We start from the raw sequence: 13,536 nt of genomic DNA, 5'->3' as shown, positions 1-13,536 counted from the left end.
TTTATCTCCCAAACCAGCTTTTCAACCCGGTTGTACTGACAGTGCCGCGTCCTGAGAGGGTATTTTTCAGGTGAGTGGCAAGCTGAATTTCATCCTCGATCGTCGTCAGGGTCCCATGACGAACAATGGATATCTCCTGTGTTTCTTCAGAGACCACCAGCACTACTGCATCAGTCTCCTCCGAGAGTCCGAGAGCTGCACGGTGTCTTGTCCCATATTTTTTGTTGATATATGGATTCTGAGTCAGTGGCAGAATACAGCCTGCATGTAGAATTCGTCCGTCACGGATAATCACCGCCCCGTCATGAAGAGGCGAAACCGGCATGAAAATTGAAATCAGCAACTCCTTGAAAAGCCGTGCATCAAGTTCAAATCCAGATTCGATGAAGTCACCCAGACCAACATCCTTTTCAACGACAATCAATGCGCCGATACGACGTTTTGAAAGGTAAAACAGCGCTCGCACAATTTCATCCAGTTCACGGACAGCAACATCCTTATGATGGTGAAACGGCGACTTGCCAACCTGTGACAGCGCACGACGAATGTCGTGCTGAAAGACAATTATAATTATGATAAAGATGGAACTGAGGAAAGTTTGCATTATCCACTTGAGCGTGGAGAGATCAAGAACACTGGCGAGAAAATAAATCACCGTCAACACACCGAGACCGGCAACCATCTGCACGGAACGGGTGCCCCGAATGATAGAGATCAACTGATAGATAACGATGGCGACGACCAGGATATCAAGAATGTCCTGCCATCTGATATAAGAGAAATGTTCCAGCAACATGCTTCCTGCCCGGGAGGAAAACGTTAATAGTGAGAAGACGCCATGGCGTCTGTTCTAAATTTAGCGGAAATTCAAATACCTGATTCAAGGTACCCTGAAGATATCACCCCAGGGGAAAAAACCTGCGGTGATCACGCGTTTTCTGTGTAAGTCATTTCAGCGGGGGGACCTGTTATTAACGGTTTTACCGCACCGTTCACTTCACAGGCTGACCGGGCATGTCCTGTCCTTAGAAAAGAAAAATACGTTGAAGCCTTCGGCGTTTACTCTCTACATCCCTGCGCTGAACAGCGGGAACTTCAGAAGTACCCATGGGTGTCTTGAATAACCAGTCTTTCGCCCATCTTCTTCGTTACAGTCAAAAATTTATCCTCGCAGGTAAGCGCCAGACTCCGATATCAAATATATAGCTCCGGTAAATTTTCTCCTGTGCCTCGAATATGAACGAAATACAAGATTATTCAAGGGACCCTACTGTTGGTAAATTTTTTTTGAGCCTCGAATATGAACGAATGCAGGCTGTTTCAAGGAACCCATGGATATATTTTACGCAGAATTTTGGTTTATTGGAAGTGAAATTTTCTTCTCTCTTCTTTTTTGGCTGTATCTCTGTATCTTTACAGTAAGAAGGTTTCCCCCCTCAGGGCACAGACAACAGAAATGTTCCCAGAATACCTGCAATGCAGTATTTTGGGAACCTGACAATGATTGCTTCACCAGGAAGATCATCACCGTACCGCCTTGAATGTATCCCGGTTACATTCTATACAATACAGTCCCATAACGTACCAGAGACCCCGTGAAAGAAAAAAAAGTCGAACGAGAAAAAAAATCTTCCCCTCCCTCCCTTTTTGTTCCAGTTGAAAAGAGAGGAGATGAACGGGTATCAGACTGGAAGGACAGCCACCGAAAGAATTCAAGCGGAAGGCTTTTCCTGTGGACGTCCTGTCTCATCGTTTTTCTCTCTCTTTATACTGTCGTTGGCTGGTTTGGCATCCCTGCTCTCTTTAAAAATATTGCTGTTGATCGAATGCAGCAGTCCACCGGACTCACCCTCACCACCGGGAAACTCACCTTTAATCCATGGACTTTCACCTTCACCGGGAACAATCTCGTACTCTCAGAAAAAGGACAGGTTCCCCTTCTTACCATTCGCGAGGTAAAAACACGACTCTCACCGCTGCCGCTTCTCCGTGCCGAATGGGTCTGCCGAGACATCCAGGTACTGCAGGCAGATATGGATATTCGCCATCGGAAAAATGGCCTGTATAATATGGGATCTCTCCTGCACACGTATGGGCGCAATCGTGATTACGAGATCATGGACTTCTCCGAGCTGCCGTTCTACTTCTCCCTGAATAACATTGAGATTGAGAACTCAAGCCTGCTTTTTTCAGATATACCGAGCGGCCAAACCCACAGCGTCGATCAGATCTCCCTGCATCTGCCAACCATCTCCAATTTTAACTGGGAACTCCCCCGCTACGTTACCCCCGCCTTCTCTGCGGTCGTCGATGGGACCCCGGTGGAGATTCAAAGCAGGGGGAAAGGAGAAAACGCTGTATTAAGCACCCGTATTCACAATTTCGATATTGCAAAATATGATAAATTTATTCCCCGACAAATCCCTTTTCATGTGTCGAGCGGTATTCTCAACGGTACAGTGGAGATAGCCTTCCATTCACCTGATACCGACAACCACCGAACCCTCAATCTTATATTTGCTGTCAACGCTGCAGATCTCACTCTGACCGCCCGTGAAGGAGTTGAGAAAATCAGTCTTCACACGGCGCAGCTGATCGGCAATTATAACTCAATCGCCAACACACTGACCCTGGAAAAGGCCAGCCTCTTCAGCCCCGATATCACCGCTTCTCTGCCGGATGCCGGGTTTTATATGCATGCACTTTTTCCCACTCCAGGAAAAGCAGCCTCAACCGGAACATCGGGAAACAGCAACAACATTATCCCGGAGACCAACATTTTCACCCTTGTGGTCAAACAATTTAAACTCAGCAGGGGAACACTGCTTCTTCAGGGAGAAACACATGCCGACAGGTGGAAAGATATTTCTCTCAATGCTGAAAACCTGTTCGCCGATACCTGCCATAAAGCGGATGCCCCCTCTACAGCCTCGGGAAATTTTGATCTCACAGCCACCCGCGATGTGAAGATTGCAAGGAAAATTGGTGGTAAGAGGTTCTTCAACTTCTCTCTGCGCGGTCTTGTCGCACCGTATCACCGAGCGGGAATTCCGGAGATTCACAATGCCTGGCTTGTTGCAGAAAACCTGAGGGGTCCCGGGGACCTCAGCAGTTTCTTCGATTCCCCCCTGCTCGGTGGAAAGGCTCTCAGACTGACAGCAGGCAGAACAGACATCGGCCCCATCGATACCCGCTCCGTCCCGATACAACTCGGCACCGTCAATCTGCAACACGCAAACGTAACCCTCTCTCCGGATGATATACCGCTGACCACACAGATTCTGCTCTCTGTTCCGCCACCATTTTCCCTGCAGGCCCTGCATTATCAAGGTGACCTTGATCTGCACCTCAAGCGAAAAGACACACCCTGCCACTGGAACTTTTCCAGAGTCCACTTCACCCTGGATGAAGATCCCTCCATCCAAGGGAACGGCTGGCCGAGACAAATGAACATCCGTTACCATGCAATTCTTCGTGACGGCCGAGCCCCTCTTGAAAGCGCCACCGTTGAGGGACGGGGGAAAATTGGATTCTGGCCCTTTACGCTTTCCAGTGGAATTGACTTTAAAGATTTTCAGCTCGAACACGAACTGGCTTTTCTTACTTCAACACGAAAACCAAATCAGCCTGCCGTAACCGGGACTCTTTCCGGACGGGGGTTCATTTCATTACCGGATTTCAGATACAAAGGAAAACTTTTCATTACCGACGGAGCTCTCGTCAACAAGACAAACACACCTCTGATACGCTGGAAAAAACTTACGGCAGAGGAAGTCCTCTATCAGCGTCATGATTCTGAACACCGCGAAAAAATGAAAGTCGGCATGGTCAATATTCTTCAACCCTCAATACCCCTCAATTTTTCCACGGATTCTCCACCTCTGAAGAGAGGTGCAGAGTTGCGCAGTTTTGCCCTTGACGCCCTTCCCTCTTCTCTTCAGAAGGTGAACAGTCTCAAGCTGCAGCAGGGAAACCTGGTCATCTCAGACAGCCGGACGATGCCTCCGTGGAAGGCCATTGTCAGTGGATTTTCGGGGGAGATAGCACCTTTTCTCCCTGGGGGAAGCAGTAAAATTCGTTTTACCGGCATTCTTGATGAAGGCAAATTTTCCCTCAAGGGAACAACCAATACTGTGCACCCGCAACAGGACTCACGCCTTGCCTTCGTTGCCGATCAGATTCCTCTCTCTCTTTTTAAAAATCAGATAGGAGAAGGCGGGCTGATACGTGGCAGCTCCGGCGTGGCCTCCCTTGAAATGAATACCCGGTGGATGGATGGTACAGCAGGCAGCCAGGGCTCTCTTCTCCTGCATGGGCTGAAAGCCCTCGACCCGTTAAGTAAGACCGCAACAGCAATTGCACTGCTCAACGATGACGAAAAAAACTTCAAAATAATGTTCAACTTTTCAAGAGAAAAAGCAGAAAAAGATTCCCTTATCAGTTTTATCCTGCAGGACCTGCAGCAAAAGCTTCTGCGCGGCGAAGCAGCCCCCCTGCTGATGGCTGCACCAGAGTTTCAAAATATTGCAACACAGCCATCCATTCTTTTTGCACCCGGCAAGAGCGAAATTGGTGCCGAAGGTGCCTCGCTGATCGCCAGTTATGCTGATTTATTGAGGGCTTATCCAAATATTATTCTCGTCTTGACCTCCTCCGCCAGCAATACGAAAGATAATGAGGCGCTGCTGAAGCAGCTCCGTAAAAAGTTGAAAGGAAAGGCGGTAAAACAGGTGAAGGTAACCGACAGACTTATTAAAGCCCTCGCACAAAAACGGTGCGCTGTTGTAGCAGAGGCACTGCAAACGCTGCTCAAAGGTGAAAGTGCGATCGCAAGAATCAAAATTGAGTCAGCGGACATGTTGATCGAAAGCAGTCCCGCAGTGCATATTTTTATCCGGGAAAAGAGCGCAGCCATTTCGCAGGAGATAAAATAACATGCAGGAAACCCTTCTCAAGCTTGTTGCTTCAGCAGCTCCTTTCTTTTCCTTCCTCGCAATTGCTTCGCTGATAACGTTTCTGCTCAGCCTTCTGTTGATCCCGGCAATGATCGCGCACATGCCACAGGACTATTTTCTCATAGTCGTCCGCAGGCATCAGCCAGCCAGACCCGGTCTCGTTCTCCTTCTCATTAAAAATACCCTTGGAGCTCTACTCGTAATCGCCGGTATCGCCATGCTCTTTCTCCCCGGCCAGGGCCTTCTCACCATCATCCTCGGCCTTATACTCCTCTCCTTTCCCGGCAAACAGAGACTGCTGCTCGGCCTGCTTACCCGTCCCGCTCTGCGCAACAGTCTCAACTGGATTCGGCGAAAAACAGGCAGGAGTGAATTTCGCTGGCCACCCCGCTGTCGCGGTGATAATCAGCGGGGCGGTAAAATTACGCCACCTTTACCTTAGGGAACCTTGAATAATCAGTCTTTCGCCCATCTTCTTCGTTACAGTCAAAAATTTATCCTCGCGATATCAAACATATAGCTCCGGTAAATTTTCTCCTGTGCCTTGAATATGAACGAAATACAAGATTATTCAAGATACCCCTTAGAGTGTCAGAAACAACGCTCAATCTCAAAGCCAAAACTTTTACACCGCACCCTTTTCTATCATTTTTTTCACCAGCCAGACGAGCAGGATTACCGGAACACCCATTACTGCAGTACTGAGGAAAAATCCGCTGTAGCCGAAACCCTCGACAAGAGTTCCTGAATACCCTCCGACGACTTTGGGAATCAGCGTCATCAGGGAACTGAAGATCGCATACTGCACTGCAGTAAAAGAAACCCCGGTCAGGCTGGAGAGGAAAGCAACAAAGGCGGTGGTGGCAATTCCTGCTGCAAGATTATCCGCCCCGATAACCGCATAAAGCTCCACACTTTGAAAAGCAGCCGCAAAATCAGCCCCGAAAAAAGAAGTGAGAAAGGCAATCTGAGCATCAACTGAAGCGAGCAGCATAAAGAGCAGATTGGTCAGTGAAGAAAGCACCGCGCCGAGCATAAGGATAGCGTACACCCCATAACGAAGGGTAAGCAGACCACCGAGGAAACCTCCAAGCAGTGTCATGAGCAGACCGAAGGTTTTAGCTGCCGTAGCAATCTGTGTTTTGCTGTACCCCATATCAAGGTAAAAAACGTTAGAAATAACCCCGAGCACTATATCTGAAAGACGGTAGAAGCCAATGAGCAGCAGTAGAATTAGAGCAACTCTTGTACCATAACGAGTGAAAAAGTCGAGAACCGGGTCAACATAACTGTGCCTCACCATCTCCTTTTTTATAACTCCAAGACGAATCAACATCATCGCAGCTCCGCTGGCGAGAAGAAGACTGAACGCAAAGCGCAGGGCCTCAAAAAGAAATTGTGCAACTCCCCGCTCAAAAGAGACGGCATCCTTCAGCAGAGCACCTCCGTAAAAAAAGGAAACGGCAAAAACAGAAACACAGATCAGAAAGAAAATAATAATTTGTCGATACTCTCCGGCCCCGAATTTGTTTTGCACTGACCTTTCCACGACGGGTTCCGGGATACATAAAGTGGTACAGACCCCAACCCCCATCAACGCCGCCATGGCAAGATAGGTAACCTGCCAGGATCCATAATCATAATGAGCAGCACTGGTGCCAAGGCTGTCGGCAAGGAAAAGTGAGCCGGCACCGGCAGCAATCATGCCAATACGGTATCCGGCGATATACATGGAGGAGAGAAAAGCCTGCAGAGAAGCCTCTGCAGACTCTATGCGGTAGGCATCAATGACAATATCCTGGGTGGCGGAAGAGAAGCCGAGCGCCACCGCGGCGAAGGCCATCATCACAAGAGAGAGCTGTCTGCCATCCTGCGGATTGATAAACGACATGCCGACAATAGAAAAAGCTACCGCAAACTGCGCGATGAGCATCCATGCCCGCCTGCGTCCGAGACGGGCGGTGAGCACCGGCAGCGGCAATAAATCCACCAGCGGCGCCCAGAGGAATTTAAAAGAATATCCCAGAGCTGCCCAGGAAAAAAAGGTCACGGACGACTTTTCCACTCCAGCCTCTCTCAACCAGACAGACAGCGTTGAAAAGATAAGCAGGATAGGAAGTCCCGCCGAAAAACCAAGAAAGAGCATCGCCCACGCTTCCCGCCGCAGCCAGTTTTTCATCACTCCGGCCCTGCCGTCTGTTTTCACCTTACGCATCATTATCTTCTCTCTCGCTGTCTTGTAATTTCCGAGGTTTGCGGGTATTTTAGAGGGTTTACACAAATCGCAGAAATTACACCAACCTCCACGAAAAATCATCTGGCAAATCCATGGAAAACACTATCCGTATTCATAACACTCTCAGTGGAAAAAAAGAACTTCTCACTCCCATCGAACCCGGTCACGTTAAAATCTACGTCTGCGGCATAACCTCCTACGATTACTGTCATATCGGACACGCCCGCTCCACGCTGGTGTTTGACATGGTGGTAAAATATCTGCGTCATCGCGGATATAAGGTTACATTTGTACGAAACTTCACAGATATAGACGATAAGATTATTGCCCGTGCAGCTGAACAGCAGACCACACCTCACGAGCTCGCCGAGCGTTTTATCAAAGAGTTTTACACCGATATGGACGGACTGGGAGCCGACCGCCCCACCTTCGAACCACGGGCTACTGAGAACGTGCAGGAGATGATCCAGCTCATCGCCGAACTGGTGGAACAGGGCAAAGCCTATCCCGCTGGTGGCGACGTTTACTATGCTGTAGAAAGCTTCTCGGGATATGGCAAGCTCTCCGGCAGAAATATTGAAGATATGCGTGCTGGAGCACGCATTGCAGTGAACGAGCAGAAGAGAAATCCCCTTGATTTTGTCCTGTGGAAGGGAGCAAAACCCGGAGAACCAAGCTGGGAAAGCCCCTGGGGTCCCGGACGACCGGGCTGGCATATTGAATGCTCCGCCATGAGCCGAAAATATCTGGGCGAGACCTTTGATATCCACGGTGGCGGACAGGATCTGATCTTCCCCCACCATGAAAATGAAATCGCCCAGAGTGAAGGGGCAAACCACAAACCGTTTGCCAATCTGTGGATTCATCACGGCTTTGTTACCATCAAGGATGAGAAAATGTCGAAATCACTCGGCAACTTTCTTACCATCCGAGACGTTCGTGAGAATTACGACCCTGAAGTATTGCGCTTTTTTGTCTTTTCAACGCAATACCGCAATCCTCTCGACTTCTCCGAAACAGCTCTGAAAGAGGCCTCCAGCGGACTGGAACGGCTTTATCACACCGCCGCCGACTGCGATGCGCTGGCTTCACGCCCGGTAATTAAAAAAGGTAAAAGTGCCATCACTGACAAGGTATGGCAAAGAATGAAAACCCTTGAGCAGCGTTTTCTCGAAGCCATGGACAACGATTTCAACACTGCCCAGGCACAGGGAATATTCTTTGATACCAGTAAGAGTCTCGGCAAAGCACTGCGCTCTCTCCCTGAAACACCGCTGGCCTCCGACGTACAGAAAATCTGTGGTTGCATGGATAAGATGCGAAAACTCGCCACAGTCATGGGCCTGTTGCAGGCGGATCCTGTCACCTGGCTGCAGGCACGGGAAAGTGAACGTTCAGCCGGAATAAAAATCAGTACGGAGGAGATTGAGGCAAAGATCAAAGAACGCCTTGCTGCCCGCATTGCAAAAGACTGGGCAAAAAGCGATGAAATTCGGGATGAACTCCTGAACCAGGGGGTTGTTCTCAAAGATAACGTTGACGGCACCACCTGGAGTCCAAAATAAGGAATTCCATACCACGTTTCCAGAGATATTTTTCATAAAAAAGGCGCCACCCCTGCAACAGGGAGTGGCGCCTTTTTTCTTCATGGAACATCGAACAATCACCCATCTGCAAGGTTCTTCAAGTTACTCTTTCGTCTTATACCATTCCTATTAAGTTGTAACCCGTTTTGCATCCTGTTTATCCATTCGTAGTTACAAACGACAAAAGGAACCACGAATGGACACGAATAAACACGAATTATTACTGAAAAAACCATAAGAGAATGCCCTTGTGATTGCTTTGAGGTAATTGATGTTTTCCGTGTCCTTCCGTGTTTTCCGTGGTAGCAAACTACATGAGTATTGTGGCAATGTATTGTTTCTGCTTATCGATCCATCTGGAGCAGGGTCTGTTCTCATGCTCCTGGTAAACCACGGATAAACACGAATTAGTACTCATTCGCAATCGCCAAAAAAGATGTCTACGCAGTTGCGTTATCTGGTCAATACAAAATGTAAATGGTATTAAAACATCAAACGAGCTTTTTACCGGTAATCTTCTCAACAGCCTCTTCATAACGGGCCTTCGTTTTGCTGAGAATATCGGCGGAGAGTACCGGCGGCGGCGGCTCTTTGTCCCAGTCAAGGGTTGAGAGGTAGTCACGCAGGAACTGTTTATCAAAACTTGCCTGCGAACGGCCCGGCTGATAATCATCCGCTGGCCAGAAGCGGGAAGAGTCAGGAGTAAGTACCTCATCAATCAGAATCAACGTGCCATCCACCTCACCTATCTCGAACTTGGTATCAGCGATAATAATTCCTTTGGAGCGGGCATAATCAGCGGCACGGGTATACAGAGCAATACTGATCTCAGACAACCGCCTGGCTTTTTCCGCTCCGACAATTTCCTCAAGCCGTTCAAGGGAGATATTCTCATCATGGCTCCCGAGTTGCGCCTTGGTGGAAGGAGTGAAAATCACCAGCGGAAGTTTGTCAGACTCCTTCAAACCCTCAGGCATTTGAAATCCGCAGACAGTAGTATTTTTCTGGTAGGCTTTCCAGAAAGATCCGGAAATATAGCCACGCACAATACACTCAATCGGCAGCGGGTTACTTTTTTTCACCAGCATGGAACGTCCCTGCAGATATTCCTTATACTGATGACAGACTTCCGGCATTTCATCCACGTTGGCGGTAATCAGGTGATTTTCAATAATATCGCCGAGGAGATCAAACCAGAAAAGTGAAAGTGCGGTCAACACTTTTCCCTTGGAAGGAATGGGATCGGTCATGATGACGTCATAAGCCGAGATACGGTCAGAAGCGACCATCAGCAGTTTGTCATCGTGGCCTGGGATGGCATACATATCGCGCACCTTACCGCTGTGTACATGAGTGAGTCCTGCAAGTTCAACGGATTGTGTCATTTCATACTCTCCTTTCTTTTGTATGGTCTTGTATTCTGTTCATATCGCCCGGGATAGAGATCACAGGCGGGATTTTCATATCCACTCAGGCGCGCGGTCAGCGAGCCTATTTTTATTTTTGAATTGACCTGTACCGGAACACGACAGTGGTCCGCAGTATACCAGATAACCGTATCCCCCTGCTTCTCATACAGCCCTTTGAAGGTGAGTCGGGGCATAATCACCACCGTGTTAACCTTCCCGAGCAGGGTTTCCATCTTTTCTTTTTTTAGAGGGGTTACCTTTACAGCAACCCGTTTTTTATCCGCAAAAGTAGGAACAATAAAGGGTTTATTTACCACAAAGTCCATCAGTCGACTGTTTAAAAAAGAGGTAAATTCGTTATTTGCAGGCCCCTTGAGATGCCAGTCGCCCTGCTGTTTCCCATTTTTAAAGTAGACCACCCGATGCTTCTCCTGATCATAGATCATTTCTCGATGTGCCCGGTAACTGCGGCCCTCTTTCTGCCATAGATCCGATCTGAAAGGAAGCTTCTCAGCACCTTTTAATAACGTAATATGGCGGTCGCGGATGGGATATGCAAGATCAATAAGGCTCCCTTTCGTGGTAACATGGACATCAATTTTGTAACCATCCTTCACATCGTCAAGAGCGGTGATCTTCATATCCAGCTCCCCTGCCTTTACCCCGCCACTCCACGAGACATCATAGTGCAGATGTTCATTCCCCGAGTAACCCGCAGCGACAAGCTGCGGAAGAATTTTTCCCAGAGGAAAAGCGTCAAGCCCCTCTGCTTCACGAGTTACAGAGGCAGCCTCATCGGCGGAAACCGTAACAGGAAGAGCGAGGGCAAGCAGGAAAACCGCAAAAACAATAATTTTCATTACAATTTATTGAGATAGAGCGCGGTGAACGTGGCCGTGAAAAGCACCACACTGATAAAACCGTTCATAGAGAAAAAAGATGCCTGGATATTGGCAAGATCATTGGGCCGGACAAGGCGATGCTGATTAAGAAGTGCTCCGGCGGCGAGGGCAAGGCCAACATAATACGCCCAGTTAAGACCACAGTGCACTCCGGTCAGTCCAAAAAAGATAAAGGCAAAAAGGTGAAAGAGGCCGGCAAGCCGGAAGGCGCGGCGACGTCCCAGGACAGACGGCAGGGAGTGCAGTCCGGCATTGCGGTCAAAATCAGCGTCGAGACAGGCATAGATGGTATCAAAACCTGCAACCCAGAAAAGGACAGCTAAAGAGAGCACTGCAGGGTAGCCGCTCAGGCTTCCGCTGACTGCAACCCAGCCGCCGAGAGGGGAAAAAGCGAGAGCTGCACCGAGCACGACATGACACAGAACAGTGAAACGTTTGGTGAGTGAATAAAAAAGCGTTAACCCGAGGGCCAGCGGAGAGAGTGTCAAGGTAAGGTTGTTGAGATTCCAGCAGGCGAAAAAGAAGAGAAGGCCCGCAATAATAATCATGGCCCAGGCCTCAGAGGACTTCACCTCACCAGCTGGCAGTGCACGACTGGCGGTACGGGGGTTGGCAGCATCGAAGTGCTGGTCGACAATACGATTGAACCCCATGGCGCAGGTACGTGCGCCAACCATGGCAAGCAGGATGTAGAAAGCAGTGCGCAGGGAAGGCAGACCGTTGGCAGCAAGCATTGCTCCCATGAAAGCGAAAGGCAGGGCAAAGATCGTCAACTTAAACTTGATCATCTCCAGCAAAATCTCAATCTTCTTTTTGAATGACACAAAATTCATTACTTCCAGCGCCTCCTGCCGGTAATTTCAAGCTCTGGATCAAGCTGATCAAGGAGCCGCCAGGCCCATGTTTCTGCCGCCTCTTCGAGGGATGCGGGCTTAAGATAGTAACTCGGCATGGTTGGACAAATGATGGCCCCGGCATCGTGAGCAGTCAGCATGTTCTGTAAATGAGCTCGTCCAAGGGGGGTTTCGCGAACGGCGAGAACAAGGCGACGCCGCTCTTTCAGGGCAACGGCAGCGGCACGGTGGATGAGGTTAATGGAAAAACCACTGGCTACTGCGGCAAGGGTCCCCATCGTGCAGGGAAGAATTACCATGCCGCGGTAACAGCTCGACCCTGAAGAGGGCGTTGCCGCGAAATCGTCTGCAGCAAACCAGCGCTCAATACCCGGCAGCGCCTCAGCTTCAACACCGCTCTCCAGTTCAAGTACCCGTCGACCAGCCTGGGAAATAATGGCATGCAGGGATATGTTTTCTTCACGGGCAACCTTAAGGAAAGCGTGTAGAAAAAGCATCCCTGTTGCACCGGTTATGCCAAGGACAAAGGGAGAATCAGCAGACATTATTTATCCTGATCCCAGCAGAAGAACTGCAGAGGCAGCGCCTCTTTTGGCAGTTCCCCCTGTGTAATAAGGATGGAGAAAAATGTTTCAAGTGCCGTTCTCTTCCTTGCAGAAAGGTCATATTCAATTCCCTTGAGATACTCCACACATTTGCTCTGAGTAATGGGAACACGAGGTCCTGCAAGCTCACAGATTCGTGGCAGCGCCCTGCGGCCATCATCACAACAGCGGACCAGTTCCTTGTGGATACGATGCAGAAGCTCCGGCTGTTCTTCGGCGAACTCACGGCGCACGGCAAAAACAGCAAAGACAAAGGGCAGCTCTGTCTCCCGTTTCCAGATATCACCAAGGTCAAACTGATAGAGATAATCGGAACCGTCCACCAGCTTGAGAGCATCATCCCCGATGGCGAGCACGGCCTGATAGTCGTGCTCATTTTCCAGTTCCATGATATTACCCGATGTATATTTCGGTTTCACTTTTATGAACTTTTCAAGAATAACCTTCACCAGCGCAATCGAGGTGGCAGACTGAGCGGTAAGCAGTATCTGCGCCCCGCCAAGCTGTTCAAAAGGAACGTGGGAAAAAAGAAAAACGGAGCCGACAGCGCCATTGGCCGAGATAGAAAGTCCCGGCAGGATGAGATATTTTTCCGGATTGAGTCCACAGGCATAGCTTGAAACAAAACCGAGGTCGATACTCCCCTCAAGGAGGCGCCTGTTCAACCCTGAAGGATGATCTTCAACAATCTCCCATTCCGGTTGATTTACGCTCTCTTTCCACGTTTCGTAAATTGGTGCAACATTGAGATAATTCACCATGCCGATCCGTGCAGCGGGCTCTCCGCCCGCTCTATTATCATTCGTCATGTTCTCCGACTCTTCAAAGATGGATAATTGTTTCCGGGCGCCCCATACTGACCAGCACCCGTTCAAGCTCTTCTCCACTGCGACAGGCCGTAATTTCCAGCGAGTTGACAAGTATTAAATGGCCCCTGCAACCAGGTTGTATTCTACCATATTCGTCTAATTTCCCCAAGACACCCGCCC

Annotated in this window: 10 protein-coding genes; 3 read left to right on the top strand and 7 right to left on the bottom strand. The window is 49.2% G+C overall.

The window, feature by feature from the left end:
• Position 1: 1 nt before the first annotated feature.
• Complete coding sequence (gene cdaA, locus JWG39_RS12780; protein ID WP_205219805.1) at positions 2-796, bottom strand: diadenylate cyclase CdaA; 795 nt, start codon at positions 794-796, stop codon at positions 2-4.
• A gap of 799 nt (positions 797-1,595) precedes the next feature.
• Here cdaA and JWG39_RS12775 point away from each other — a divergent pair.
• Positions 1,596-4,934 carry a DUF748 domain-containing protein gene (locus JWG39_RS12775; RefSeq protein WP_205219804.1) on the top strand — a complete coding sequence of 1,113 codons (3,339 nt, stop codon included), beginning with the start codon at positions 1,596-1,598 and terminating at the stop codon, positions 4,932-4,934.
• A gap of 1 nt (position 4,935) precedes the next feature.
• A complete protein-coding gene (locus JWG39_RS12770; RefSeq protein WP_205219803.1) occupies positions 4,936-5,397 on the top strand; it encodes a PGPGW domain-containing protein in 462 nt (153 codons plus the stop codon).
• Positions 5,398-5,580: 183 nt separating this feature from the next.
• Here JWG39_RS12770 and JWG39_RS12765 read toward each other — a convergent pair whose 3' ends face one another.
• Positions 5,581-7,173 carry an AmpG family muropeptide MFS transporter gene (locus tag JWG39_RS12765; protein ID WP_205219802.1) on the bottom strand — a complete coding sequence of 531 codons (1,593 nt, stop codon included), beginning with the start codon at positions 7,171-7,173 and terminating at the stop codon, positions 5,581-5,583.
• A 110-nt stretch (positions 7,174-7,283) separates the two neighbouring features.
• Here JWG39_RS12765 and cysS point away from each other — a divergent pair, with 110 nt between their 5' ends.
• Positions 7,284-8,756, top strand: coding sequence for a cysteine--tRNA ligase (gene cysS / locus JWG39_RS12760; protein WP_205219801.1), 1,473 nt, complete (start codon positions 7,284-7,286; stop codon positions 8,754-8,756).
• 512 nt (positions 8,757-9,268) lie between these two features.
• Here the strand turns inward: cysS and JWG39_RS12755 are convergent.
• The 5 genes from JWG39_RS12755 to JWG39_RS12735 are packed head-to-tail and all read right to left on the bottom strand — an operon-like array spanning position 9,269 to position 13,356.
• On the bottom strand, positions 9,269-10,162 hold the full coding sequence (locus tag JWG39_RS12755; RefSeq protein WP_205219800.1) for a phosphoribosylaminoimidazolesuccinocarboxamide synthase: 894 nt from the start codon (positions 10,160-10,162) through the stop codon (positions 9,269-9,271).
• The gene (locus tag JWG39_RS12750; protein ID WP_205219799.1) at positions 10,159-11,046 is read right to left on the bottom strand and encodes a DUF3108 domain-containing protein; all 888 of its coding nucleotides are present in this window, start codon (positions 11,044-11,046) and stop codon (positions 10,159-10,161) included. The genes JWG39_RS12755 and JWG39_RS12750 overlap by 4 nt, the downstream gene beginning before the upstream one ends.
• On the bottom strand, positions 11,046-11,921 hold the full coding sequence (locus JWG39_RS12745; protein ID WP_205219798.1) for a UbiA-like polyprenyltransferase: 876 nt from the start codon (positions 11,919-11,921) through the stop codon (positions 11,046-11,048). The genes JWG39_RS12750 and JWG39_RS12745 overlap by 1 nt, the downstream gene beginning before the upstream one ends.
• A complete protein-coding gene (locus JWG39_RS12740) occupies positions 11,921-12,487 on the bottom strand; it encodes a UbiX family flavin prenyltransferase (protein WP_205219797.1) in 567 nt (188 codons plus the stop codon). The genes JWG39_RS12745 and JWG39_RS12740 overlap by 1 nt, the downstream gene beginning before the upstream one ends.
• A complete protein-coding gene (locus JWG39_RS12735) occupies positions 12,487-13,356 on the bottom strand; it encodes a menaquinone biosynthetic enzyme MqnA/MqnD family protein (protein WP_205219796.1) in 870 nt (289 codons plus the stop codon). Before JWG39_RS12735 ends, JWG39_RS12740 begins: the two co-directional genes overlap by 1 nt.
• Between the last annotated feature and the right edge of the window lie 180 nt (positions 13,357-13,536).

The organism is Desulforhopalus vacuolatus, assembly GCF_016918505.1.
GTDB lineage: Bacteria > Desulfobacterota > Desulfobulbia > Desulfobulbales > Desulfocapsaceae > Desulforhopalus > Desulforhopalus vacuolatus.
This window is presented reverse-complemented; position numbering and strand designations above follow the sequence as displayed.

Coding starts and splice junctions, on each gene's coding strand:
- JWG39_RS12750 (WP_205219799.1), bottom strand. CDS start 11,046: ATGAAAATTATTGTTTTTGCGGTTTTCCTGCTTGCCCTCGCTCTTCCT.
- JWG39_RS12735 (WP_205219796.1), bottom strand. CDS start 13,356: ATGACGAATGATAATAGAGCGGGCGGAGAGCCCGCTGCACGGATCGGC.
- cysS (WP_205219801.1), top strand. CDS start 7,284: ATGGAAAACACTATCCGTATTCATAACACTCTCAGTGGAAAAAAAGAA.
- JWG39_RS12740 (WP_205219797.1), bottom strand. CDS start 12,487: ATGTCTGCTGATTCTCCCTTTGTCCTTGGCATAACCGGTGCAACAGGG.
- JWG39_RS12765 (WP_205219802.1), bottom strand. CDS start 7,173: ATGATGCGTAAGGTGAAAACAGACGGCAGGGCCGGAGTGATGAAAAAC.
- cdaA (WP_205219805.1), bottom strand. CDS start 796: ATGTTGCTGGAACATTTCTCTTATATCAGATGGCAGGACATTCTTGAT.
- JWG39_RS12770 (WP_205219803.1), top strand. CDS start 4,936: ATGCAGGAAACCCTTCTCAAGCTTGTTGCTTCAGCAGCTCCTTTCTTT.
- JWG39_RS12745 (WP_205219798.1), bottom strand. CDS start 11,921: ATGAATTTTGTGTCATTCAAAAAGAAGATTGAGATTTTGCTGGAGATG.
- JWG39_RS12755 (WP_205219800.1), bottom strand. CDS start 10,162: ATGACACAATCCGTTGAACTTGCAGGACTCACTCATGTACACAGCGGT.